This is a genomic window from Actinopolymorpha sp. B9G3 (assembly GCF_040120725.1).
In the GTDB taxonomy this organism is placed as follows: domain Bacteria; phylum Actinomycetota; class Actinomycetes; order Propionibacteriales; family Actinopolymorphaceae; genus Thermasporomyces.
The window spans coordinates 264,297-289,239 of the sequence record NZ_JBEEAB010000008.1; the positions used below are offsets into that span (position 1 = coordinate 264,297).

At 69.5% G+C, this 24,943-nt stretch carries 20 protein-coding genes and 1 pseudogene; 11 read left to right on the forward strand and 10 right to left on the reverse strand.

The window, feature by feature from the left end; translation table 11 throughout:
• Positions 1–309 precede the first annotated feature (309 nt).
• Together ABNF93_RS16735 and ABNF93_RS16740 are read left to right on the forward strand one after the other, a co-directional pair.
• The gene (locus ABNF93_RS16735; RefSeq protein WP_349329024.1) at positions 310–1,113 is read left to right on the forward strand and encodes a GAF and ANTAR domain-containing protein; all 804 of its coding nucleotides are present in this window, start codon (positions 310–312) and stop codon (positions 1,111–1,113) included.
• Entirely contained in the window at positions 1,110–1,859 is a 750-nt protein-coding gene (locus tag ABNF93_RS16740; protein ID WP_349329001.1) for a GAF and ANTAR domain-containing protein, read from the forward strand. The genes ABNF93_RS16735 and ABNF93_RS16740 overlap by 4 nt, the downstream gene beginning before the upstream one ends.
• On the opposite strand, the gene ABNF93_RS16745 is transcribed toward ABNF93_RS16740, so the two are convergent.
• Positions 1,826–2,821, reverse strand: a complete 996-nt coding sequence (locus ABNF93_RS16745) for an AraC family transcriptional regulator (protein ID WP_349329002.1) — start codon at positions 2,819–2,821, stop codon at positions 1,826–1,828. The genes ABNF93_RS16740 and ABNF93_RS16745 overlap by 34 nt on opposite strands.
• Before the next feature lie 113 nt (positions 2,822–2,934).
• Here ABNF93_RS16745 and ABNF93_RS16750 point away from each other — a divergent pair, with 113 nt between their 5' ends.
• The gene (locus ABNF93_RS16750) at positions 2,935–3,516 is read left to right on the forward strand and encodes an NADPH-dependent FMN reductase (protein WP_349329003.1); all 582 of its coding nucleotides are present in this window, start codon (positions 2,935–2,937) and stop codon (positions 3,514–3,516) included.
• A gap of 2 nt (positions 3,517–3,518) precedes the next feature.
• Here the strand turns inward: ABNF93_RS16750 and ABNF93_RS16755 are convergent, their stop codons facing one another.
• Positions 3,519–4,178, reverse strand: coding sequence for a hypothetical protein (locus ABNF93_RS16755; protein WP_349329004.1), 660 nt, complete (start codon positions 4,176–4,178; stop codon positions 3,519–3,521).
• Between the two features lie 105 nt (positions 4,179–4,283).
• Here ABNF93_RS16755 and ABNF93_RS16760 point away from each other — a divergent pair, with 105 nt between their 5' ends.
• Complete coding sequence (locus ABNF93_RS16760; protein WP_349329005.1) at positions 4,284–6,800, forward strand: DEAD/DEAH box helicase; 2,517 nt, start codon at positions 4,284–4,286, stop codon at positions 6,798–6,800.
• Positions 6,801–6,877: 77 nt separating this feature from the next.
• On the forward strand, positions 6,878–8,557 hold the full coding sequence (locus ABNF93_RS16765) for an MFS transporter (protein ID WP_349329006.1): 1,680 nt from the start codon (positions 6,878–6,880) through the stop codon (positions 8,555–8,557).
• Positions 8,558–8,629: 72 nt separating this feature from the next.
• On the opposite strand, the gene uidA is transcribed toward ABNF93_RS16765, so the two are convergent.
• Positions 8,630–10,447, reverse strand: coding sequence for a beta-glucuronidase (gene uidA / locus ABNF93_RS16770; protein ID WP_349329007.1), 1,818 nt, complete (start codon positions 10,445–10,447; stop codon positions 8,630–8,632).
• 224 nt (positions 10,448–10,671) lie between these two features.
• On the opposite strand from uidA, the gene ABNF93_RS16775 reads away from it, so the two are divergent.
• Positions 10,672–11,529, forward strand: coding sequence for a VOC family protein (locus ABNF93_RS16775; RefSeq protein WP_349329008.1), 858 nt, complete (start codon positions 10,672–10,674; stop codon positions 11,527–11,529).
• 155 nt (positions 11,530–11,684) lie between these two features.
• Here ABNF93_RS16775 and ABNF93_RS16780 read toward each other — a convergent pair whose 3' ends face one another.
• Positions 11,685–12,320, reverse strand: a complete 636-nt coding sequence (locus ABNF93_RS16780; RefSeq protein ID WP_349329009.1) for an FMN-dependent NADH-azoreductase — start codon at positions 12,318–12,320, stop codon at positions 11,685–11,687.
• Positions 12,321–12,545: 225 nt separating this feature from the next.
• Between ABNF93_RS16780 and ABNF93_RS16785 the strand changes: the two genes are divergently transcribed.
• The gene (locus tag ABNF93_RS16785; RefSeq protein ID WP_349329010.1) at positions 12,546–12,899 is read left to right on the forward strand and encodes a winged helix-turn-helix transcriptional regulator; all 354 of its coding nucleotides are present in this window, start codon (positions 12,546–12,548) and stop codon (positions 12,897–12,899) included.
• A 122-nt stretch (positions 12,900–13,021) separates the two neighbouring features.
• Here ABNF93_RS16785 and ABNF93_RS16790 read toward each other — a convergent pair.
• A pseudogene (locus ABNF93_RS16790) lies at positions 13,022–13,234 on the reverse strand (DsbA family protein); the annotation flags it as partial.
• Between the two features lie 147 nt (positions 13,235–13,381).
• On the opposite strand from ABNF93_RS16790, the gene ABNF93_RS16795 reads away from it, so the two are divergent.
• Entirely contained in the window at positions 13,382–14,707 is a 1,326-nt protein-coding gene (locus tag ABNF93_RS16795) for an NAD(P)/FAD-dependent oxidoreductase (protein WP_349329011.1), read from the forward strand.
• A 172-nt stretch (positions 14,708–14,879) separates the two neighbouring features.
• Here ABNF93_RS16795 and ABNF93_RS16800 read toward each other — a convergent pair whose 3' ends face one another.
• From ABNF93_RS16800 to ABNF93_RS16815, 4 genes are all read right to left on the reverse strand, one after another.
• The gene (locus tag ABNF93_RS16800) at positions 14,880–15,362 is read right to left on the reverse strand and encodes a SigE family RNA polymerase sigma factor (protein ID WP_349329012.1); all 483 of its coding nucleotides are present in this window, start codon (positions 15,360–15,362) and stop codon (positions 14,880–14,882) included.
• Between the two features lie 135 nt (positions 15,363–15,497).
• The gene (locus ABNF93_RS16805) at positions 15,498–16,427 is read right to left on the reverse strand and encodes a phosphotransferase family protein (RefSeq protein ID WP_349329013.1); all 930 of its coding nucleotides are present in this window, start codon (positions 16,425–16,427) and stop codon (positions 15,498–15,500) included.
• Positions 16,428–16,438: 11 nt separating this feature from the next.
• Entirely contained in the window at positions 16,439–17,425 is a 987-nt protein-coding gene (locus ABNF93_RS16810) for an alpha/beta fold hydrolase (RefSeq protein ID WP_349329014.1), read from the reverse strand.
• A complete protein-coding gene (locus ABNF93_RS16815) occupies positions 17,358–17,921 on the reverse strand; it encodes a hypothetical protein (protein WP_349329015.1) in 564 nt (187 codons plus the stop codon). The genes ABNF93_RS16810 and ABNF93_RS16815 overlap by 68 nt, the downstream gene beginning before the upstream one ends.
• A 160-nt stretch (positions 17,922–18,081) precedes the next feature.
• Here ABNF93_RS16815 and ABNF93_RS16820 point away from each other — a divergent pair, with 160 nt between their 5' ends.
• Positions 18,082–18,378 carry a hypothetical protein gene (locus ABNF93_RS16820; protein WP_349329016.1) on the forward strand — a complete coding sequence of 99 codons (297 nt, stop codon included), beginning with the start codon at positions 18,082–18,084 and terminating at the stop codon, positions 18,376–18,378.
• A gap of 8 nt (positions 18,379–18,386) precedes the next feature.
• On the opposite strand, the gene ABNF93_RS16825 is transcribed toward ABNF93_RS16820, so the two are convergent.
• A complete protein-coding gene (locus tag ABNF93_RS16825) occupies positions 18,387–22,292 on the reverse strand; it encodes a S8 family serine peptidase (protein ID WP_349329017.1) in 3,906 nt (1,301 codons plus the stop codon).
• A 177-nt stretch (positions 22,293–22,469) separates the two neighbouring features.
• On the opposite strand from ABNF93_RS16825, the gene ABNF93_RS16830 reads away from it, so the two are divergent.
• Positions 22,470–23,522, forward strand: coding sequence for a helix-turn-helix domain-containing protein (locus ABNF93_RS16830; RefSeq protein WP_349329018.1), 1,053 nt, complete (start codon positions 22,470–22,472; stop codon positions 23,520–23,522).
• Complete coding sequence (locus ABNF93_RS16835) at positions 23,522–24,820, forward strand: MFS transporter (protein WP_349329019.1); 1,299 nt, start codon at positions 23,522–23,524, stop codon at positions 24,818–24,820. The genes ABNF93_RS16830 and ABNF93_RS16835 overlap by 1 nt, the downstream gene beginning before the upstream one ends.
• The last annotated feature ends 123 nt before the right edge of the window (positions 24,821–24,943 follow it).

Sequence of the window (24,943 nt, forward strand, 5' to 3'; positions counted from 1 at the left end):
TCTGGATCGTTTCAATGAAATGCCGGCAGTGTGGCCCGGACCCGAACGGCTGTCAATATTCTCGGGGATGAGTGGACATGGCCAACAATGGCCGCAGGGACACGGCAGTCGTTGCGGGACACCTATGCAGGCCATCCCGCGGGAATGCGTCGGCTCACTTCATCTCGGACAGGTGTCCGAATACCAGGGCGTGACCTGGGGTTTTCCCCTCACTCCCGTTGACTTTTGGCCCTCACCTCGGCGAGCGTGGAAGCGATCAGCGTCGGGGGTACCCGTCCCCCCGCGAACGTCAGGCGAGGGCTGGTGAGCATGTTCGGGGAGCTCGAACACCCCACATACGAAGGATTCGACGAGTCGGCGACCGCCGAAGACGCCCAGGACTCCGACCAATTCCTTGACCGGGTTGCCCATCACTGCACCGACCTGTTCAGTGTGTCGGCGGCGGGCGTGATGCTGGTCGGCCCGGGCGGCGACCTCCACGCCGCGGCGACGGCTGCCCCTGCCGTGCCGGAGTTGGGCGATCTCTTCGCCGCGCATCCCGAGGAGAGCCCCTGCGCGGACAGTTGTCACCTGCTGGAGCCCGTCATCGAGACGGACCTGGCAAGGGCTGACCGGCGATGGCCGGAGTTCGCGACAGATGCCCGGAAAGCTGGGGTCCGTGGCGTTCTGGCATTTCCGCTTCATGACCGCGAGACAAGCATCGGCGCACTCGGCCTGCTCGCGACCAAAGACGACCGTCTCGATGTGCATCATGTCCGCCTGGTGGGTGCGATCGCCGACATCGCCGTCGTCGGGCTCCTGCAGCGCTACACGGCTGCGCACGGCCTGCACGGTGGCGTGACCCAGCTGCAGTCCGCCCTGGACGTACGCGTCGTCATCGAACAGGCAAAGGGAATGCTGGCACAACGGGGCGGCATCGACGTCGCGCAGGCGTTCCAGGCATTGTTCCGTTTTGCCCGCAAGCACCGGACTGGTCTGGTCGAGGTCGCCGAGTCGGTGGTCGACGGAACCGTCGACTCGTCGAGGATTCTCGACGCCCTGTCGACCGCCGGCGTGCGCCAACGGCGCGCCCCCACTCCGCGGGCGGAGTGGCGAGGAATGGACCACTCGTGAACGCTGAACCTCGAGCGGGATCCGCCGTTGCTGCTACCCGCTACGCACGGCTCTACCGGTTGCTTGCCGACTGTGCCGACCGGACGGACGGACCGGAGTCCGGCGACCACGTGTGTGACGCCTGCGCCGAGGTGGCGGGTGCCGACGGCGCCGCCCTGTCGTTGATCAGCGCCCATCGCTGGTCAGCGCTGTTGGGAACATCCGGCGAGCTTGCCAAGACGCTCGCCGACCTGCAGTTCACGTTGGGCCAGGGCCCCAAGATCCATGCCCTGCAGACCGGCCACGCGGTCATCGTCGAGGACGTGGCGAGCGAGGCGTCGGCGCACGACTGGCCGGTCTTCGCTCCGGCGGCCGCCGACCTGGGGATCCGCGCCCTCGCCGCACTCCCGCTGTCGTCGGACGGGAACCGGGTCGGTGTCCTCCAGCTGTACCGCACCACCCCACGGTTGGTGGACCCGGACGAGTTGCACGACGCCGCGATGTGCGCGGAACTCGCACTGGTGTCGATCCTCGGTCACGCCGGCGGACCGGAGGACGTGGGGAGCAGTCTCGCGGCGGTACGACTGGGCGAGCGCGCCGAGGTCTACCAGGCCACCGGTATGGTCGCCGAGTTCCTCGGCATCAGCCTCGACGACGCGCTCGCACGGGTGAAGTTCCACGCCTTCAGCCACGAGCAGTCGATCGGCTACGTGGCCCATGAGATCGTCGCGGGTCAGTTCATGCTCGAGGCCGACTCCCCCGGCTGAGTGGCGGCGTCGCCGGCCGTGACCGGCTCGCCCGCGTGCTGGCGACGGTAGGCACCGGGCGCGGTGCGGAAAGCCCGCTTGAACGCGTTGGCGAACGCGAACTCCGAGGTGTAGCCCACCCGCTGTGCGGCCGAATGCAACGAGATGTCGGTGTCGCGAAGGAGTTTCGCCGCCGTCGTCATCCGCCACCAGGTGAGGTAGGCCAGCGGCGGCTGTCCGATCAGCGTGGTGAACCGGCGGGCGAACGCCGCCCTGGAGAGGCCGGCTTCGGCGCCGAGGCTCTCGACCGTCCACTGGCGTTCGGGGCTGCGGTGGATGCCGCACAGGGCCGCGCTGACCGCCGGATCCCTGAGCGCGGCGGCCCACCCGCCATCCGCCTCGTCGCAGGGCTGGTCCTCCGTCCACGCCCGCAGGATGTAGAGCAACAGCATGTCGAGCAGGGCGGGGACCACGGCGTCCGTTCCGTAGCGGGGGTTCTGCAGCTCACCGCCCAGCAGGTCGACGGCCGCGCGCAGCGACGGATGGTGCCCGAGCCGAGCCGGGAGATGGACGACGTCGGGCAACTCCCGCAGCAGCGGATGGATCCGCGACCGGTCGAGGCGGTACATCCCGCAGAGCATCACCGTCAGTGGCGCCGAGCCGTTCGGTCGGTCCGGGCCGACCGGGACCACGTGCCGCTCGGTCCGGCAGTGCTCGTCCGGGTGCGTCGGCACCGTCGGCGTGGTGGGACTGTCGGCCATCGCATGAGTGATCCCCTGCGGCATGAACACCACGTCGCCGACCCCGAGCGCGACCGGATCGCCATCTTCGGGGAGCAGCCAGGCCGAGCCCTGGAGGATCACGTGGAAACCCGCGCCGGGGACGGCTTGGTACGACCTACCCCACGGCGCCCGGCACTCGACGAGGAACGATCGCGGCTGCCCAGTCCGCATGGCGGTGATCACGTGACTGAGGACGTCCATGACCGCCAGCCTATCCGGCGTCCTTCCGCTGCCGCCGACCGGAGACGCTGACGTATGGTCGGAAGACTTCTACGCATGGGGCGTCTTCTGCTCTGCTCGTACGGTCAGGACTCATGACCAGAGTGGGAATCATCATCGGAAGCACGCGCCCCGGCCGCAACGGTGACACGGTGGCCCGTTGGGTCCACGACCTCGCGACCAAGCACGGCGGCGCGGAGTACGAGATCGTCGACCTGGCCGACTACGGGCTGTCGCACCTGGACGAGTCGGTCCCGGCGGCGGTGGGAGAGTACGCCCATCCGCACACCAAGCGCTGGGCGGCCGCGGTCGGTGCGTGCGATGCGTACATCTTCGTCACGCCGGAGTACAACCACTCGATGCCGGGGGCACTGAAGACCGCCTTCGACTTCGTCTACGCCGAGTGGCATCACAAGGCGGCGGGGTTCGTCGGCTACGGCGCCGATGGCGGAATCCGTGCCATCGAACAGATCCGGCAGGTGATGGCACACCTCAAGGTGGCCGACGTGGGACCTCAGGTCTCGCTGTCGCTCTTCACCGACTTCGTGAATTTCACCGAGTTCCAGCCCGATCCGCGCCACGAGGCCTCGATGAAGACCATGCTGGACGAGGTGCTCAGCTGGGCTGGCGCGCTGCGCTCGGTACGTACGGGAAGTGCCGCACAGCCAGTCGCCTGACCTCAGTAGGCGCGGGTGAACGACGCCAGCGCGTCGTCGACCTGGCGCGCGCTGGGCTTGGTGAAGATCTTCGGCTCGTCGTCGGAGTCGTAGCTGAGCAGCATCGGGCAACTGGCGGTGGCGGCCGCGGGGATCACGGCGGTCCCGACCTTGGCGCCGGTGCGGGCCTCGTAGACGGTGATGTCGTAGGTCGCTTCGTACACCGGGACCGTCGCGGACGGCTCGGCGAAGCGGCAGGTACGCACCTGCCGGCCCTGCCCGGTCTGGTCGAGGCACGCGAGCAGTTGGACCTCCGCCGTCTCGCGCGGGTTGAGATAGCCGGGCAGCCGCTCCGCCGCATTCGGCGCAAGGAGCACCATCCCGGTGTAGTAGTCACCGCTCGCCGCGTGTTCCTCGATCAGGATCTGCACCGGATGAGGCGCCTCGCCGGTGTAGGCGGCGGCGCGGGGGAAGTACTCCCGCGGCCACGCACACCCGTCCTCGAACGCCCGCGACTCCAACGGACCTTCGTTCGCTCGGGGCCCCGCCGCCCAGCTCCACGTGCCGTAGCCGAGGGCGGCGACGACGAGGAGGACCAGGACGACGACGACCGCGCCGAGTGTCGTACCCGCCTTGCCCGCACCCCGGCCGGGCGGTCGTCCTCCCAGGGTCACCTGGTCCATGGCCATCCCCTCGTAGGAAGTGTCGTGGATGATCCGGCTTTGCCGGATTCGTCACGCATAGGCAACGGGTGGAGCCGCGCATGGTTACGGCACGATGGAGTGGCCATGACTTCGACCATCGCGCTTCCCGACGCCTTTTCCGGCCTCGCCGAACCCGACGCCGACTCCCTCTTCGACGCGTTCGCCGGGTGGGCGGCGGGTCAGGGGCTCAGCCTCTATCCGCACCAGGAGGAGGCGCTGATCGAGATCGTCTCGGGCGCCAACGTGATCCTGAGCACGCCCACCGGGTCGGGCAAGAGCCTGGTCGCGGCAGGCGCACACTTCGCGGCGTTGGCCACCGGGCGGCGGACGTTCTACACGGCACCGATCAAGGCGCTCGTCTCGGAGAAGTTCTTCGCGTTGTGCGCGATGTTCGGGCCTGAGCGCGTCGGCATGATGACCGGCGACGCCGCCGTCAACGCCGAAGCGCCGATCATCTGCTGTACGGCCGAGATCCTCGCCAACCTGGCCCTGCGCGAAGGGCACCACGGCGACGTCGGTCAGGTGGTGATGGACGAGTTCCACTTCTACGCCGAACCCGATCGCGGCTGGGCCTGGCAGGTGCCGCTGCTCGAGTTGCCGCAGGCGCAGTTCGTCCTCATGTCGGCGACGCTCGGCGACGTCAGCCGCTTCGAGGCCGACCTCACCCGGCGAACCGGGCGGCCGACCGCCGTCGTGGCCGGGACCGAGCGGCCGGTGCCGTTGGTCTATTCGTACGTCACGACCCCGCTGCACGAGACGCTCCAGGAGCTGCTCACCACCCACCAGGCCCCGGTCTACGTCGTGCACTTCACCCAGGCGGCGGCCATGGACAGGGCGCAGGCGTTGACGAGCCTCAACGTCTGCACGCGGCAGGAGAAGGACCGGATCGCCGAGCTGATCGGCAACTTCCGCTTCGCCGCCGGCTTCGGGCGTACCCTCTCGCGGCTCGTCCGTCACGGCATCGGCGTCCACCACGCGGGGATGCTGCCGAAGTACCGCCGACTGGTCGAAACCCTTGCCCAGGCAGGGCTTCTGAAGGTCATCTGCGGAACGGACACGTTGGGCGTGGGCATCAACGTGCCCATTCGTACGGTCGTGTTCACGGGTCTGTCGAAGTACGACGGGACCAAGGTGCGGTTGCTCAAGGCGCGCGAGTTCCACCAGATCGCGGGGCGCGCCGGTCGGGCTGGTTACGACACGCTCGGGACCGTCGTCGTCCAGGCGCCCGAGCACGTCGTGGAGAACGAGAAGGCGCTCGCCAAGGCCGGCGACGATCCGAAGAAGCGGCGACGCGTGGTACGCAAGAAGCCGCCGGAGGGCACGATCGGCTGGGGGAAGCCGACCTACGAACGGCTGGTCGCGGCCGCACCGGAGCCGCTCACGTCCAGCTTCGTGGTGAGCCACTCCATGCTGCTCAACGTGATCGCGCGGCCCGGGGACGCGTTCGACGCGATGCGGCACCTGCTCACCGACAACCACGAGGAGCCGTCGGCGCGACGCCGGCACATCAGCCGGGCCATCGCGATCTACCGCGCGCTGCTGGCCGGAGGCGTGGTCGAACGCCTGGATCAGCGCGACGCCGAGGGGCGGGCGGTGCGGCTGACGGTCGACCTGCCGCTGGACTTCGCGCTCAACCAGCCGTTGTCGCCGTTCGCGCTCGCGGCGATCGAGCTGCTCGACACGGAGTCTCCTTCGTACGCCCTCGACGTGCTGTCGGTGCTCGAGTCGACGCTCGACGATCCGCGGCAGGTCCTTTCCGCGCAACGGTCCAAGGCGCGCGGCGAGGCGGTGGCGCAGATGAAGGCCGACGGTCTCGACTACGACGAACGGATGGAGCTGCTCGAGGACGTCACCTACCCGCAGCCGCTTGCCGACGTGCTCGAAGCGGCGTACGAGATGTACCGGAGCGGCCATCCCTGGGTGGCCGACCACGAGCTGTCGCCGAAGTCCGTGGCGCGCGACATGTACGAGCAGGCGATGACGTTCACGGAGTACATCAGCCACTACAGCCTCGCGCGGTCCGAGGGCCTGGTGCTGCGCTACCTCGCCGATGCGTACAAGGCGCTGCGGCAGACCGTGCCGGAGGACGCGCGGACCGAGGAGCTTCTCGACCTCACCGAGTGGTTGGGCGAGCTGGTACGCCAGATCGACTCCAGCCTGCTCGACGAATGGGAACGGTTGCAGAACCCCACCGACGACCCGGCGGCCGAGGTCGCCGCGCGGCCGGAGACGCTGACCGGCAACACGCGGGCGTTCCGGGTCCTGGTGCGCAACGCGTTGTTCCGCCGGGTCGAGCTGGCGGCTCTGCGCCGTTACGACGCCCTCGGCGAACTCGATGCCGACGCCGGGTGGAACGCCGACGCGTGGGCGTCGGCGATGGAGGCGTACTTCGACGAGTACGACCGGCTCGGCACCGGACCTGACGCGCGCGGGCCGGCTCTGCTGATGATCGACATGGGTTCCGACCGGTGGTTCTGCCGGCAGATCTTCGACGACCCGGACTCAGACCACGACTGGGGCATCAGCGCCGAGGTCGACCTCGCGGCGTCCGACGAGGCCGGCGAGGCGGTGGTGCGCGTCACCGCCGTCGGCCCGCTCTAGCCGGCCCCGGGGGAGCGATGAGTTTTGCTCGCGGCGCGGGTCCATAGGGACAGGCAACCCTGTGAGAGGAACTCCCGATGAGCGAGGCGACAGCCACCAAGGGCACCCATAACGGCGTGGCGACGACCGAACATCCCACGAGCGACATCCGCGGCGCGTCCCGGAAGGAGTGGATCGGGCTGGCCGTTCTCGCCCTACCCACACTCCTGCTGTCGATCGACGTCAGCGTCCTCTATCTCGCCCTGCCGCGGCTGAGCGCCGACCTGGGCGCATCGACTACCCAGCAGCTGTGGATCCTCGACATCTACTCGTTCCTGCTGGCCGGGTTCCTGGTGACGATGGGCAACCTGGGCGACCGGGTGGGGCGGCGGAAGCTGCTGCTGATCGGCGCGGCGGCGTTCGGCGTGGCCTCGGTGGTCGCTGCGTACGCCACGACTCCTGAGATGCTGATCGCCGCCCGCGCACTTCTCGGGATCGCCGGGGCGACGCTCACGCCCTCGACCTTGGCGCTGATCCGGAACATGTTCCACGATCCGAAGCAGATGGGCGTGGCGATCGGCGTGTGGTTCAGCTGCTTCATGGGCGGCATGCTCGTCGGCCCGCTGGTCGGCGGCGCACTGCTGGCGCACTTCTGGTGGGGATCGGCGTTCCTGATCGGGGTCCCGTGCATGCTGGTGCTGCTGGTCGCCGGCCCGATCCTGCTCCCGGAGTACCGCGACCGCGCGGCCGGTCGCCTCGACCTCAGCAGCGTCGCGCTGTCCCTCGCCGCGATCCTGCCGGCGATTCACGGCCTGAAGACGCTGGCCCGGGACGGCTGGAACCCCGTTGCCGGCGCCGCGCTCATCGTGGGTCTCGCGTTCGGCGTTGCGTTCGTACGCCGGCAGCGCCGCCTCGCCGAGCCGCTGCTCGACCTGCGACTGTTCGGCAGCCGGTCGTTCAGCACCGCGATGGCGATCATGGTGTTCAGCGGCATCGTCATGGCGGGTGTCTCGCTGCAGACGGCGTTGTACCTGCAGGTGGTCGAGGAGTTCACGCCGCTGACGGCCGGCCTGTGGCAGATCCCGGGGAGCATCGCGATGGTCGCGGGCTTCATGGTGGCGCCGAAGCTCGCGGACAGGTTCAGGCCGACTTACGTCGTCGCGGCCGGACTGGCGGTCAGCGGCTTCGGGCTCCTGGTACTCACCCAGATCACAGGGGCCGGTGGGCTTGTTCTGGTGGTGACCGGACTCGTCCTCGCCTCTGCGGGAATCGCCCTGCCCATGGCCCTGACGATGAACCTCGTTCTGGCCTCGACCTCTCCGGAGAAGGCCGGCGCCGTGTCGTCTGTGTCGGAGACCAGCGGGGAGTTCGGGATCGCGCTGGGCGTGGCGTCGCTCGGTTCCCTCGGTGCCGTCGTCTTCCGCGGTGCGCTGGCCGACACCATGCCCGCCTCGGCGCCTGCCGAGGTGGCAACCACCGCACTGGAGGGCATCACCGCTGCGACGGCCGCTGCCCACCAGCTGGCGGGCGCCCCGGGGCAGGAACTGTTGGTCGCCGCCCAGACGGCGTTCACCGCCGGTCTCAACGTAGTCGGACTCGTCGGAGGCCTGGCCTTCCTCGGGCTCGCCGTCCTCACCATCGCCGTCCTGCGTACGGACCGGGCGAGCGACGGCACGGACCTTGCGAACGACGGCACGGACCGGGCGAGCGACGGAGCGGGCGACGAAGCGACCGCCGACGCGACCACGTGCGAGCCGTTGCCGGCAACGGCTCCATGAGGCCGGTGACGTGCAGTCCGCCGACCGCACAGTCGTGGCGCCGCAACAAAGCGGGTGTCCGTGCGTCCGCCGTCAAGGTCGCATTGCCTGCCAGCGGCGCCGGAGCGCGAAGGCTGCCGACTTCGGTCGACGGTCGCGGGTGAAGACGCCCTTCTTGTTGCCGTCGACCCGGATGATCCCCGACTTGGTGGCGAAGTCGGCGAAGTTCCATACCTGCTCGCCGACGACGGCCGGGATCCGGTCGAAGACCCGATGGTTCATCTCGAGGTACTCGACCTGGTACTCCTCGCTCCACGGTTGCGGCACCACCGCGTGCAGGCCGCTCAGCGTGTCGGCGCCGTACTCGGTGATGATGATCGGTTTGCCGTCACCCGCCCATGCTTCGAGCTCGGCCTGCCACGCCCGTTCGGCCGCTGCCAGGTCACCGGAGTGTACGTACCAGCCGTAGTAGCGGTTGAGCATGAGCACGTCGGCGTACTGGCTGACCAGACACTTCCCGTGCGGTGCCATCCCGACATTGGCGAAACTGACCGGCCTGCTGGGATCGATCGCACGGGTGAGCGCGAACAGCGGCTCGAAGTAGGCCCGGGCCACCTCGGTGTGCGACTCCGGTTCGTTCGCGATGCTCCACATGACCACGCACGGGTGGTTCCGGTCCCGGGCGATCAACTCGCGGATCGCCTGCGCGTGCACCTCGCGGGTCGCGTCGTTGATGGTGTCGGCGGAGAACGTCTCGTAGCGCCGGCCTCCGAAGACTCCCCCACCGATCCCGGTGTTCAGGCCCACCGCCGCGGTCTCGTCGATGACCACGATTCCGCGCCGGTCGGCGAGGTCGAGAACCTCTTCGGCGTACGGATAATGCGACGTACGGAAGGAGTTGGCGCCGATCCAGTCCAGCAGCTCGACGTCATGGGCGAGGAGAACGTCGTCGTGCCCCTTGCCGCGAATGGCCGCGTCCTCGTGTTTGCCGAAGCCGGTGAAGTAGAACGGCTCGCCATTGATGAGGAACTCCGTGCCACGTACCTCCACCGTACGAATCCCGACGGGGAGCGTGTACGAGTCCACCACCTCGTCGCCGCGCTCGCTGTCGACGATCTCGGCAACCAGGTCGTAGAGATACCCGTCGCCCGGCGCCCACGGGCGGACGTCGGGCACGGTGAGTTGGCCGGCCGTTCCGAGGGCACGGGCGACCTCCGTGCCGGCGGCGTCGCGCAGGACCACGCGTACCCCATGCCGGTCGGCGCGGGCCGATTCTCCCCCGGAGTGGTCGATGGCGACGTCGAGGTCGTAGTCGACAGTGCCGGTCGTGCCGTCGATTCCGGTCATGACCAGGAGATCGCTGAGGTGCGTGCGTGGGGTGGAGTACAGCCAGACCGAGCGGTGGAGTCCCGCGTAGTTGAAGAAGTCGTGGTAGTAGATCTGCCGCGGACCGTCCGGCGTGTCCTCGACGACGCCCGGCGGGATGGACTGCCATGTCAACTCGTTGTTGACAACGACCGTGATACGGATCTCCGCGCCCGCGGTGATCAGCTGGGTGATGTCCGCCTCGAACGGTGTGTAGCCACCCTCGTGCGCGGCGACCTGGGTGTCACCGACCCAGACAACCGCGCGATGAGTGGCCGAGTCGAAGCGGAGCGCGACGCGCTGGCCGGCCCACCCACGCGGCACCCGCGCCGTGGTCTGGTACCACACGTCACCCACGTGGTCGCGGAGTGCGCGGTCGGTGGTGATGTCGTTGTAGCTCGCCGGCACCGGCATGTCGCGCGGTCCCTGGAGGGGTTGTCGCCACCAACCCTGGTCGCGGCCGACACCGTCCACATCGCGGACGAAATGCCACAGGCCATCGAGGCGCCTGCGGTCACGGGTGGGACCGTCCTGGGGACGCAGCATGCTCGGGTCTCCCATCGTCGGGGGCAGCGGTCCGTCCCGCGGCGGTGGAGAGGGCCGGACCTGTGCGAAGGATAGGACCCTTCCGCCCCCAGCATCGTCGGACAGGTCCGGTGACGCTGCAGGACTCAGGCCCTGACGAGCGTGCGGTGGGTGGCGCCGTTGTCCCCGGTCGGTCGTACGGTTCTTGTCCTTACGACCGAACCAAGCGAAGTGGAGCGCCTCCGATGCTCGAACGCACCGGCTTTCCGCCCGGGGTCCCCTGCTGGATCGACACGTCCCAGCCCGACCCGGAGGCGGCGGTGGCGTTCTATTCCGGCGTGTTCGGATGGGAGCTCGAGGACCAGGTGCCGGCGGACGCGCCCGGACGCTACTTCGCGGCCCGGCTGGGTGGCCGGGATGTCGCCGCGGTCGGATCCCAACCCGATGGGGCCGCCACGACACCGATGTGGAACACCTACGTCTGGGTCGACAGTGCCGACGACACCGCCGGCAGGGTGACCGCGGCCGGTGGGCAGGTCATCGGCGAGCCGTTCGACGTGAGTGACGCGGGGCGGGTGGCGATGTGCCTCGATCCGGGCGGAGCGTCGTTCTGCCTGTGGCAGGCCGGCAGACACCAGGGAGCGCAGGTGGTCAATGCGCCCAACACGTGGAACTGGAGCGACCTCCATACCCACGACCTCGACGAGGCGGCGGCGTTCTACGGCCAGGTGTTCGGCTGGGAGGCCACCCCGGTCGACTTCGGCTTCGGCGAGACAGTCATGTGGCGCCGGCCCGGATATGCGGAGTTCCTCGAGACCTTCGACCCCGGCCTGCGACGACGCCACTCCGAGGGCGGAGCACCGGAGGGATTCTCCGACGCGATCGGCTGGCTGCTGCCGCTGTCGGGCGACGACGCCAGTGCGGCGCCACACTGGGCGGTCACCTTCGCCTCCGCCGACACCGACGCCACCGTCGAGGCGGCGGCCAAGCTGGGCGGCGAGATCGTGGTGCCGCCCTCGGACGCCGGAGTCACTCGGATCGCCACGCTCCGGGACCCGCAGGGCGCGGTGTTCACCGTGAGTACGTACACCCCGGCGACGTAGGTCCCGGCCGCTACGACACACTCGCCCGCTGGGTCGCGGAGGCGACCGAGCCACGGGTGGTGACCCACGGCGGCGCCAGCTTGTCGAGCGTCCCGTCACGGCGTATAGCTGCGCAGCGCTGTCGCGGGTGTTGTGGTCCGTGACCGTTGGGGATTTCAGGCGGCGGCCGCGGTGGCGATCGTCGCGGCGAGCTCACGAGCACGGTCGTGGGCGTCGGCCATGGATGCCTCGTGCATCGGGAGAAGCTCCGCCAGGGACGGTATGTGGGGGGCCATGGTCAGCTCTGGGACCACGGTGGCGACATCGAGTCCCAGCAGTTCCTCTCGTCCGAGCACCGCCTCAGTGGTGGGCACGACGTAGTCGAAGCCGTGGTTGGGCGCGCCGGGACCGTAGCTGCCACCTCGGGCGGAGATCAGCACCGCCGGACGTCCGGCAGCCGGGGACGGCCTGAATGTGCGACCGAAGACGATGATCTGGTCGAGCCAGGCCTTGAACACCGACGGCATCGACAAGTTGTACATCGGTACCGTGAACAGGTAGGCCCTGGCGCCGAGGAACTCCTCGATGAGCTCGTCCTGCAATGCGGCTGCGGCAGCCTGCTCGTCGGTGTGATGGACGGGATCGGTGACGCGGGCGGTGATGCCGGCAGCACTGAGATGGGGCACGGGTGCTGCGGCGAGGTCGCGGTGGACAACCGTGCCGTCCCAGCCTTCGAGGAAGGACTGGGCGACCTGGCGCGAGACCGAGGCCTCGCCGAGCGCGGAGGAGTCAATGTGAAGCAGGTACGACATGGCTGGGTGTTCCCTTCAGTAGTGGCGTGAGAGCGCGCTCAAGTGCTCGACCAGAGCGAGTCGTTGTCGTGGAGTGGTGTGTGGAGTGGTGTGTGGTCGCCGACTGGGTGTTACATACTGGTAGTGCGGTTGCACACCAGATGAGAGGCGAGAGGGATGGCGTCAGCGCGACAGATCAGTGGTCCGTGCCAGGCGTGGCCAGAGGACAGCGCCTTCATCCGTGAGGTGCTCGATCGCATCGGTGACAAGTGGACAATGTTGGTCATCTGCACCCTGAGCACCGGCCCGCTGCGCTACTCCGACTTGCAGGTGAGCATCCCGGGCATCTCCCAGCGGATGCTGACCCAGACCCTCAAGCACCTCGAGCGAGATGGACTGATCACGCGGACCGCATACGCCGAGGTCCCGCCGCGAGTGGAGTACGAGCTGACGGATCTGGGGCGGTCCCTGTTGGATGCGGTGACGGCGATGGCTGGTTGGGCCGCCGCCCACCACAGTGAGATCGCCAGCAACCGGGCCGCCAGCGAACTGACCGGAGTCGGGCGAGGCAAGGCATCGGTCAGCGCGTCGGCGGGCTGAGCAGCAGCGGCGCTCCTGGCGTGCGAGGGTCTGCATCTGGTGCTCGGCCCGGAGGACGTCGACGGCGGTTCCGCCGTGGCACGGAGGAAGCTCTTTTCGTTCTCCTCCGGCTCGTGCGGCGCGCCCGGGTCCAACTCGAACGACCGCATGACGATCTCGAACCGATCCGCGTCCGGACGCTGCGCGATCGCAGCCTGGAGTCGGTGCTTTCCGACATAGCACCACGGGCAGCCCAGGTCAGACCACACCTCGATGACGACCTGCGATCCCTCGGATTGAGTTGGCTGCTCAACCATCTTCCTTCTCACCTCACTAGTAGTGCGTAACACCATCATGAGTGAGTAAGGGAGAGCTTACAAAAGGCACTTTGAGGTGCGTCAGCATCGCCCCTCAGGCACTACACCCCCATCTGCGCAGAGCCGGTTTAGCGATGGACGGGCACGGGCACGTGACCTCAGTCCAGCACAGGCGAGGGGTCATGAATGGTGGAGTCCGCGGACGTACGGTCGACCACTCGCGATCTCTCGACGCGCCCGCGGATCGTCATCGTCGGTGCCGGGTTCGCGGGCTTCCATGCGGCCCGTCGGCTCCACCGGCTCGCCAAAGGCCGCGCCGAGATCGTGGTCATCAACCCGACCGACTACTTCAGCTATCTTCCGCTGCTTCCCGAGGTGGCCGCCGGCATCCTCGATCCGCGGGCCGTGACGGTGCCGCTGGCTACGAGCCTTCGCGGCGTACGACTGCTCCCCGGGGAGGTTAGCGCCATCGACCTCGACCGCCGGTCGGTGAGCTATGTCGACCCCGATCAACGCGACCACACGACCGGCTACGACCGGCTCATCCTCACTCCCGGCAGCGTGAACAAGCTGCTCCCCGTTCCGGGGGTGTGCGAGTATGCGCACGGGTTCCGCACTGTCGCCGAGGCGTTGTTCCTGCGCGACCACCTGATCGCCCAGATCGAGTTGGCCGACGCGAGCGACGACCCGGCCGAGCGGTCCGCACGTTGCACGTTTGTGGTCGTCGGCGCCGGCTACACCGGTACCGAGGTCGCGGCCGCCTGCCAGCTGTTCACCCGCAGGGCCGCCGACCAACGGACCGGCCTGGCCGCCGAGCCGCTGCGGTGGTTGCTCATCGACATCGCCGACCGGGTGCTGCCCGAACTCGACCAGCGGCTCTCAGCGACCGCGGAACGCGTGCTCCGCGGCCGTGGCGTCGAGATCCACGCCGGCACGTCGGTGTCGAGTGCCACCGCGGAGGGGGTCGAGCTGTCGACCGGCGAGTTCGTTCCCACCCGGTCGTTGGTGTGGTGTGTGGGCGTACGCCCGGATCCGTTGATCGCAGGCCTCGGCCTGCCGACGGAGAAGGGGCGGCTCTGCGTCGACGAGTACCTCTCGCTCCCTGACCGGCCCGAGGTCTTCGCCTGCGGTGACGCCGCGGCCGTACCGGATCTCACCCGGCCCGGTCAGGTCACCCCGATGACCGCGCAGCACGCCCAACGACAGGGTAAACAGGTCGCGGAGAACGTCGCCGCGTCGTTCGGTACGGGGCGGATGCGGCCGTACCGGCATCATGACCTCGGATTCGCGGTGGATCTCGGCGGTTTCGCCGCCGCCGCCAACCCCTTCCACGTGCCGCTGTCGGGCCCGACGGCCAAGACGGTGACCCGCGGCTATCACCTGGCGGCCATTCCAGCGAACCGCGCCCGGATCGCCGCCGACTGGCTGCTCGACGCGGTTCTGCCACCCCAGGTGGTCAGGCTCGGGCTCGTCCAGCCGGGCGAGGTCCCGCTCGACGCCGACCACGCCTGAGCGGTCGCGCCGCCCAACCGCGCCATCCTTACGCTGTTCCGCGGCCGGTCGGGGCCGGGTGGACCTCGGTGGCGAGCTCACACTCACCGTCGAGGGTGCAGCGCACACGTGCCTGCATGTCGGGCATCAACTGCCCCCCTCTGCGGTCAGGTAGGACGTGGATCGGGGCTCGTCACCGGCCAAGTCGTTCGCGCAGCGTGGCGATCGCGCGACTGGTCTGGCTCTTCACGGTGCCGACCGAACAGCCCAGTGCCTGCGCCGTCTCCGCCTCGCTGAGGTCCTCGTAGTAGCGCAGGACGACGGCCGCTCGCTGCCGTGGCGGCAGGCTGCACACCAACGTCCAGACCTCGGCCCGTTCGCCCATGTCGGGCGGACTCCACACTTCCCGCTCGGGCACGTTGTCAGTACTTCGCTCGCGGCGGCGCCATGCGCGTCGCCACCAGGTGGTGTGCTCGTTGACCATGACGCGCCGGACGTACGCATCCAGCGAGCCCTTGTCGCGAATTCGCTCCCAGGCGAGGTACGTCCGGGCCAGCGCGGTCTGCGCCAGGTCCTCGGCAGTGTGATGGTCCCCCGTCAGCAGAAACGCCGTACGCACGAGCGCATGGTGCCGTGCTGCGACATACGCGCTGAACTCCGCGGTTCGATCCGCCACCGTCCACTCCTCCCGTACTTGTGGCCACAGCGATGCCACATCCGGAAAGGTTGTAAAACGGGCCTGTAGCCGAGCTGAACCGCACCCCGCCGAGCGGCGTCGACAGGCCAGCGGTCGCGCTGAACATGCGCCGGGTTACTGCCAGCGAGCGACGACCGCGGTCAGGGTGTCCGTGGTACCGGTCTCCAGCGCGTCACACACGGTCTCGACGCGGGAGGCGAGGGTGGCAGCTCGGAGGTCGATGCGGTGGCCGGACAGAGTTTCGTACTCCGCGGCCAGGCGGCGCAGCAGGTCCGCGGGGCCGTCCTCGAAATAGCGCAGGTCGAAACTCGGGACCCCGATCTGGACGCAGGAGAAGTCCCAGACGCCGGTGACCTCGCCGACCGGTCCGTCCAGGACCAGGTTGCCGACGTGGAAGTCGTTGTGGAGCACGACATCCGGCCCCGGAACCGCGCCGTTCCCCCAGGCCGCCGTGTGGTCCGCGAGCAGTCTCTCGACGGCTGGCCGTGCCTCGGCGGGAATCTCCGCCAGTCCGTTCACGATGAGCATGTACGGATCGGGGTCCGAGGTCTCGGCTGGACGAGGAATACCCAGCTCCGCGACGGTGGCCGAACTGAAGAAGGAGTGCATCGCCGCCAGGAACCGCGCCAGGGAGCCGGCGAGTGCGTCCCGCTGGTGTGCGGACGCGGCGAGGTAGGCCTCGGCGTCGAAGGTCGCGCCGGTGAGTGTGCGATACGCGGCGAACCGGGTGTGTCTACCGGTCCACTCCACCTTCGGGGTCTTGGCTGGCAGCCGACCACAGACGCGATCGAGGATGGCGAGCTCCCGCTCGAACGGCAGCTCGCCGTCGCGCGGGAACCGCAGGATCCACCCGTCGACGGTCTCCAGGACGACGTTCTCCCACCCGGACTTCAGTACGACACCGGCCAGGTCGACCTGCCGGTCCTCCGCCGCGACCGCGGCGACGAGCGAGTCCAGGTCGAAGGCGCTGGCGACCGGCGCGGACTCGTGCCACTGAGGCTGGTCCTTCGACTCGGGCTGGCTCTGGTTCCGGGTCTGCTCCATGGGACCGCACGCTAACCCTGGCCGTCGCCGACCTCCACCGGTTTGCCAGCCGGATCGGCGGCCGGTGCGTACGCCCGGAGGAACTCGCCGACCACCGCGGCGACGGCTGCGGGTTCCTCGAACACCATGCCGTGGCTGGCGTCGAACTCCTGGACGCGGAGCTGCGGGTTCCGGGCAGCCAGCGCGCCGAGGTCGCGTCGGAGGCCGGCCCGCAACGCGTCGAGCAACGGCGCGAGCTGCGGCGGCACTCCGGGAAGGATCCTCGTGGCCAGTACCACCAGGAACGGACTCGTCACCTCGGCGAACACGGGCAGACAGTCCTTGAACTCCGGCAGGTCCCTCAAGGTCGCGCTGGTCGCCGCCGAGGGTCGCCACCAGGTGTTGCCGTCGTCGTCGACGCGGAGTCCGCGTTTCATTGTTGCGGCCGCCCGGTCAGGGTCGGCACCGATGGCGAGAGCGGCGGCGCGTTGCTGCTCGAGGAGCTTGTCGACCATCGCCTCGGTCAGGGGCTGCGCCATCTGCCTGGCCTGCGTGTCGAAGAGTTTCTTCAGCGCGGCGAGATCCTGGATGACCTGCTCTGGCGGCATTCCCGCGTAGTTCCGGGCGTACGTCTCGGCCGACCGGTGACCGTCGAGGCTGACCACCGCCGGGCAGTCGGGGTGTCGGCGGGCCCACATGGCGGCGAGCATTCCGCCCATGGAGTGCCCGACGACGGCGGGGGCGTCCAGGGCGAGGCGTTCGATCACCACCTCGAGGTCGTCGAGGACCTCGGCCCAGCTCCACGGTCCGTCGCCGGACCGGCCATGGCCGCGCAGGTCGAGCGCCACGACCCGATGCGTCTCGGTGAGTTGCGGCGCGAATCCCTCCCACGCAAGGAGGTTTCCACCGGCGCCATGGATCAGGAGTACGGGTGGACCGTCGCCACCGTGGTCACGGACGGCCAGGGGAACGGGTCCCGAGTCCACGATCGCTTCGCTCACCTCGGGTGGGGCGGCCATGCGTACCTCCTGGGTCCTGAGTCGGGGCGGTCCGGCGGAGTTCGACGAGGCGGGTGCGGACCGAAGCTGTCGTCACTCCGCCGTCCGGGTGGCGCCGCAACTTGCTCCGCTTCACCAGGTCATGAACCCCCTGCCGGGTGATGCCGAGCATCGCTCCGGCGACGGCGTACGACACCTGGGCGGCACCCGGATGGCCGACCCGCCGCGCGACGGCGCGCCCGAGCGGGGTCTGCCACCACTCCTCCGGCGGATCGAAAGGCGTGTCGCCGGGATAGAGCGCCGCGACGAGGCGGACAGCGAGCTGCCGTGCGCATGTGTCGTCGGGACCAAGCAGCTGGGCCGCCCACATCTCGGCGTCCCCGCGCATCTGCCGACGTATCGGCTCGACTGCGGAGTCGGACTGCAGCAGCACGCTCAACGGATCGAGCAGCCGGCTCGTGACCACCCGGATCAGGTCGTCGCGCAGCTGCACGTGCTCCGCAGTCGACGCTCTCACCACCACACCCCTGATGTCCGCTCGCGCCGTGGTACAGACGCTACCAGACTACTTGACACTTTACGTCAAGTAGCGCCTGCTCTGCTGTTAGAAACTCAGCCAGACGCGTGGTAGCAAGGAAGGGCTGCGCAACGGCAGCAGCCAGAACAATGGGGGAGCCATGCTTCGGAAGATTCACGATCTAGGCATCAAGTCCGATCACATGTACTTGGCCGGACTCGCAAGCATCGCGTTGGCCGTCGCCACCTGGGCGGTTTCGATGCAAAAAGAGAAGGCTGGAATGGACCGCGCCGACCGCTGGGGGATCTTCGTCGGCGAATGGGCACCGACGTTCATCGCGCTCGGGAATGGGCTCCGCAGTTACGAGGCCCAGGACGTCCTTTCCGAACAGCATGAGCAGTTCGCACAAGCCGCGCATCCCGACACATCCGTCCCGGCTCAGGCATCGAAGGTCTAGACAGGCGCTCAGCGCAGCGCGTAGGCGTGCTCGACGGTCTGGACGACGGAATTGCCGCTGGCATCCTCGGCCCGGACCCGCAACGTCACAAAGCCGTTCGTCTCGCCCAGTCGCGGGTGCCGCACGACCGCGCGGAACTGCCCATGACCGGTGTCGTACACCGGCCGGACCTCGGACCAGCTCGCGCCGTCGTCGTACGAAACCCACGCGGCCAGCCCGTGCACGGGTGCGCCCGTCCAGCCGTCCTGGTGTCGCACAGTGAGGTCGAGCGACACCGCCCGGTCGGCCAGAGCACGGTTGCGCAGGTCAGTGTCGACGCGGTAGTCGACCTGCAGCAGTCCGAGCAGCTCCCGCTCACCCGCAGCCGGTGGGCGTGACGCGAACGTCCAGGACGTCTCGGTCGTCGGCGAGAACACCCATTCCGGCGACGGACGGCCGACGCTCAGATCGAGCCGGTACGTCCCGGGGCCCTCGGCGCCGCCGGCCGGGAAGTCGCCCCACGCCCAGTCCTGCTCGGCGATGAGCGCACCGTCGCGGAAGAGCCGCGCCTCCCCGACGTCGGACGGCACACCGAAGCCACCCTCCGCGAAGCCGTAGTGTCCGCGCTGCGCGTCGGCGAACTCCGGCACGCGGATCCGCAGCGTGTCACCTTCGCGGTACGACGTGAGACCGGGGACGTCGCGCGGGATCGCCGGGCGGATCACCGGGGCGTACCACTCCTCGTGCGCCTCCTGCCCGGCCTCGTACCGCCGCGGCGGCTGTGTCATCCCGCCCTGCAACGGGTTGATGGACTCGCCGGACGCGTGGTACTTCACCCGCTGCTGCCACCACGTGTCCCCGGAGCTGACGATCTCGCGCCGGACCATGGGGGTACGCACGAGGCGTTGGTACTGGTTGAGCGCCGAGTCCTGCCACGGCCGCCAGCCGAACCGCTGCTCCTTCGACCACGGGGCTCCACCGGGTTCGCGGTAGGAGGTGACGACGGTCGCGGTGTTCTCGTCGTTCACCCGGTGGATGATGTGTTCCGGGACGCGACCGAGTGAGACCTGCTGGATGTCGTAGAGGTACGGGCTGGCCGGCGTACCGCGCAGCTCCAGCGTCAGCTTTCCCTTGTCTGTCGTCGTTCCTGCCTCCGCCAGGCCACGGAGTTGGGCGCCGGCCGCATGGGAGACCAGGACCGCCATGGTGGGCAGCCGGTCGCTGGTGGTGGGGTTCCACCGGCTCCACGGCTTGGCACCGTCGCGGACGCTGATCACCGCCATCGCAGCGCCTGCGGCCGCCGCATCGCGGGCGAGCTGGGTGTAGTTCGTCCCGGTCGCTGCGATGAGCGCGATCCGGTCCCTGACGTCGCGGCCGGCGTAGTCCTCCGGGGCTCCCGCGCCGACGTCGACCACGGGGAGGGTGCGTACGCCCTCCAACGCCGGAGACGTGCTGAGGTAGAACATTTCGACCGGCACCTCGGGTACGTGGCCGACCACCCGGGCATCGAGGAGCGGTGCCACCAGCTGCCAGCGCGATCCGAACTCGAACGTCCCCTCGGCGACCGGCGCGGTGGGTGTGACGTTGAGATGCCGGATGCCCGGGAACTTCATCACCGCGTTGGTGATCCGCCTTCCCGCGAACTCGCGATGCGAGTGGAAGCTCAGGATCCCTTCCTGCACAGCGGGTTTCGGCGTCCTGATCGTCATCGGGTTCGCGTCCCGGGCGTCCAGCGTCACGTCCGTGTCACCGGTGACCTCGAACGCCGGGTCGATGATCTCCGAGACCTCCGTGTCCGGCGCCGATCCCTCGGTGACCATCCCGTGCAGGTGGTACGACCCCTCCGCGAGCTCGACGGTACGGCTGCTCCCTGCCGGGATGTAGCTCACGACGTCGAAGCGGGAGTCCGCACCGAACAACGAGATCGGGTTGACGGTGACGGGCTCGCCGTCACGCCCGACCCCGCGGATCGTCACCGTGTGCCGGGGTGCCTCCTTCACCAGGCCGAGGGAGGTGTGGACGACGACCTGCCCGTCGGCGGTACGCCCGGTGAGGTGGCCGCCGAAGATGCCGCGCCCGAGCCGGGTCGGGTCGACCGTGACCGTCACCGTCGCGGTCGCGTGGGGCGGCACCTCCACGTTCGAAGCGTCCAGTCGTACGGCGTCATCGGCGGGCGGATCGCCGGCCGCGTCGCGCAGGTCCAGATCCAGGTCCAGCGACACCGGCTCCGCGCCCAGGTTGGTGTAGGTGACCGGGCGGGAGAACTCCGCAGCCTCCGCCGATCCCGCTCCGGCCTCGTCGGCCATCACGCCGAGGTCCAGCGTGCCCGTGGCGTAGACGCCCTGCTCGATCGCGCGTGCCACGTCCACCCGCCCACCGCCCTGCTCGAAGACGGTGAGGTCGGCAGGTTTCGCGGTGCTGACCAGGGCGTCCTTGAGTCGGTCGGCCGACCAGTCGGGGTGGCGCTGCGCCAGGATCGCGGCGGCGCCGGCGACGTGCGGTGCGGCCATCGAGGTTCCTGAGGCCGCGGTGTACGAAGCGTCGACCGGGCTGCCCATGCTCGTGCCGCCCGCGCGGGCCGCGACGATGCCGACACCCGGCGCGGTGATGTCCGGCTTCACGGCGAAGTCGCCGAGACGAGGTCCGCGGCTGGAGAACTCCGCCAGCGACTCGTCCCGGTCGACCGCGCCCACGGTGAGTGCGGAGGTCGCGGCTCCCGGCGTACCCACCGTGAACTTCCCGTCTTTTCCGTCGTTGCCGGCCGACACCACGAACAGCGTCCCCGTCTGCGCGGTCAGCGTGTCGACCGCCTCGCTGATCGGATCCGTCCCGTCGGTCGGGCCGGCGCCGAGGCTCATGTTGACCACGCGGGCACCCGAGTTCGCCGCCCACTCCATGCCGTCGAGGACCCACGACTGCTGGCCCGTCCCGTTGTCGCCGAGCACCTTGCCGGCCATGACCGTCGCGCCCCTCGCCACACCGGTCCGGGCACCGCCGGACGCCGCCCCACTGCCCGCGACCGTCGAGGCGACGTGCGTTCCGTGGCCGACCGCATCGGCCGTCGACGGGCTTGTGGTGAAGTTGCGGGTCTCGGTCACGACGCCGGCGAGGTCGGGATGCGTCGTGTCGACGCCGGTGTCGAGTACGGCCACCGCGACGCCCTGTCCGTCGTAGCCGGCGGCCCACGCCTCGGGGGCGCCAATCTGGGCGACGCTCCGGTCGAGCGTGGCGTGCACCTGGCGGTCCAGCCGGATGCGGGCGATCCCACCGGCGAGCTTGGGCGCGCCCGCCATCTCTGCGTCCGGGGCCGAGGCCGGCCGGTCGTCGTCCACCGACGCCCAGAACCGTTCGGCGTCCTGCTTGTCGGCCGCGACCGCCTGCCCGTTGATGCTCTCGAGCCGGGGGCCGACGTCGGCCGCGGCGAGCGGAGCGGCCGTGCGCGCGTGGCCAGGATCGACGCCCTTTCGGTAGGTGAGGATCAGCGGGACGCTCGACCGATGCGCGTCGTCGTAGCCCTGCTCCAGCAGCTCCGTCACGTTGAACAGCGCCCGGTCGAGCTGACCCGACGCGAGATAGGGAACGACGTCGAGCGGGATCACCTGCAGCTCGTCGTCGACCTCGACCTGGCTGAACGACACCTCCGCCCGACCCTCGCCTGGGACGACGGTCACCGCCTGCCGCCCACCTTGAACCTGGTCGACATCCACCCGGTCGCCGGTGACGAGCGTGATGGACCGGGTCCTGCCCACGCCGGCATGGACGGACGTCGGCGACGCCCCTGCCGTCGCCACGCCTGGTCCGGCCGACCGGACGCCGGGCGTACCCGCCGCCGCCGGAACGACGGCCATCAACGACGCGGCGACGGCAAGCGCCGCGCAGCCGGCGAGTGCCGCGCTGCTGGTGCGTGCCCTCCCGGCGATGGTCCTCGTACGCATCGATCCGCCCCTCCAGCCGTTCCGGATCGGCGGGACGCAGGGCTCCGCCACCGGAACGCAAGGACTCCGCCACCGCACAGCGTCGGGCCATGCACAGGCCGCTGTCACCGGTGCCGGGCTGCCGGACTTGCGACATGTCGCGTCTTGGACAAGCCGGCCGGATGGTCGAGGCTGTGCATGCGTACGACCGAATCGCCGCACGACCCGTCATGGGAGGTCCGCATGCTCGAAGCCGCCGGCGTCAGCACGGAGGAGGAGCGCGTCTACCGCCTGCTGGTCACGTCGTTCGAGACCGAGCCGGGCCGCATCGCGAAGCGGCACGGCCTCGAGGCCGGCGAGACACTCCGGATCCTCGAGTCCCTGCACGCGAAGGGCCTGGTCAGCCGGATGTCCGGCCCCACACCACGCTTCGCGCCGACCCCGCCGGACGTCGGCTTCGGCCCGCTGCTGCTCAAGGGTCAGGAGTCGCTGGAGTGGGCCCGCAGTGCGGTCGCCCAGCTCACCGAGGAGTACCGCAGCAGCGCCCGCCGCCGCGACGCCGGGCAGCTCGTCGAGGTCCTGGCCGGCGCACCGGCGATCCGCCAGCAACTGCGCAACCTGCAGCTGGGTGCGCGGGAGGAGCTCGTGTGGTTCTGCAAGGCCGGCCATGTCGCCATGACGTCGAACGACAACACCGAGGAGTTCGACGCGCTCGCTGCCGGCGTCCGCTACCGCGTGCTCTACGAACGCGCCCTGCTCGAGGAACCCGGCATGCTCGAGAACGTCGCCGAGGGCATCCGGCACGGAGAGGTCGCACGCGCGACCGCGGACCTGCCCGTACGCCTGGTGATCGCCGACCGGTCGATCGCGATCTGCCCGCTGGTACCGGTCGCCGACGGTCCTGGGGAGCCGACGGCGGCACTCGTCCGCGAGAGCAGCCTGCTGGCGGCGTTGCTCGCGTTGTTCGAAAGTTACTGGGACCGCGGGTCGCCGGTCCGGCTCACCGAGAGCCGGCCGGGCGACCCGGACGCCGAGGACGAGCGGTACCTGCTCTCACTGCTGGTCGCCGGCGTCACCGACAAGGCGATCGCGACCCAGCTCAGGATCAGCCAGCGGACCGTACAGCGGCGGATCCACGACCTGATGCGGCGTACGCACGCACAAACGCGCATGCAGCTCGCCTGGCAGGTGGCTAGGCTCGGCTGGCTCGACGCCCCAGGCTCGACGTCGGTGGAAGGGGACCTTCCGTAGTGCTCAGGCAGTGGAACGCCCTGGCGCGCTATCCCGACTTCCTGAAGCTCTTCACCGCCGACACGATCTCGGGGTGGGGATCGAGCATCAGCACGGTCGCACTGCCGCTGACGGCCGTGGTCGTGCTCGACGCCTCGCCCCTTCAGATGGGACTCCTGGGCGCCGCCACCTTCCTTCCGCATCTCGTGCTCGGCCTGCCTGCCGGCGTGTGGGTCGACCGGATGCCCTACCGCCGGGTGCTCGTCCTCGCCGACCTGGCGCGTGCCCTGCTCCTCGCCTGCATCCCGGTGCTGGCCGTGCTGGGCATGTTGGCGATGTGGCACCTGTACGCCGTGGCCATGCTGGCCGGTGTGGGGACACTCTTCGCCACCCTCGCCGCGATGTCGTTCGTTCCGCTGCTGGTGGGGCGCGCGCACCTGCTGGAGGCGAACAGTGCCACGGTGCAGAGCGCCTCGATCGTCCAGACCATCGGGGCGGCGACGGGAGGGGCACTCGTGCAGCTGCTCACGGCTCCGATCGCGATCGCGGCCGACGCGTTCTCGTTCCTGGTCGCGGGACTGACCACGATGTGGATCCGTACGCCCGGGGTGGTGGCGTCGGGCGCCGAAACGAGCAGGCCGCTCGCTGGCGAGGCGACCAGGCCGAACAACCCTTCGAAACAGCGCCTGTGGTCGCTGGTGGGACAGGGCCTGCGCGCCACCGTCGCCGACCCCATCCTGCGCGCCATCGTCCTGTCGGCGACGATCGGCGCACTCGCCGGCCAGATGCAGAGCGTCATGCTCGTCCTGTATCTCACCCGTCAGCTCGGCCTTGCACCCGGCGTCGTCGGGATCGCCATCGCCGTCAGCGGAGGGGCCGCGGTGCTGGGGGCGTTCGTGGCCGGTCCAGTCACCGGGCGGCTGGGCCACGGGCCGACGTTCATCGCCGGCGGGCTCATCGCCTCGACGGCAGGCCTCGTCCTCGCGACGGCGACGGGTCCGCTCCCCCTCGTGCTGGGCATCGTCCTGATCGGGCAGGTCTTTGCGGGAGGTGGGCCGCTGCTCTACGCCGTGAACCAGCGAACGATCCGCCAGTCCCTCGTCGCGCCCGAGATGCTGACGCGCATCAACGCCACCTGGCGGTTCCTCGTCTTCGGCGCCCAACCGGTCGGCGCTCTGCTCGGCGGCGTCGCCGGGGGTGCGCTGGGGCTCCGGTCGACGATGGTCGTCGCGAGCGTCGGCATGCTCACGGGTGTGGCCGTCGCGGTGATGTCACCGCTGCGTACTCTCCGCACCCTTCCGGGCGCTTCTGGAACCTAGTGTCCTCCGCCTGAAATTCGTCGGGTAAGTGTAGGTTTGGTGGATGGCGAGGACTGGGCGGCCGAAGGCTGAGCTTGTGTTGAGCGATGAGGAGTGCCAGACGTTGACGCGGTGGTCGCGTCG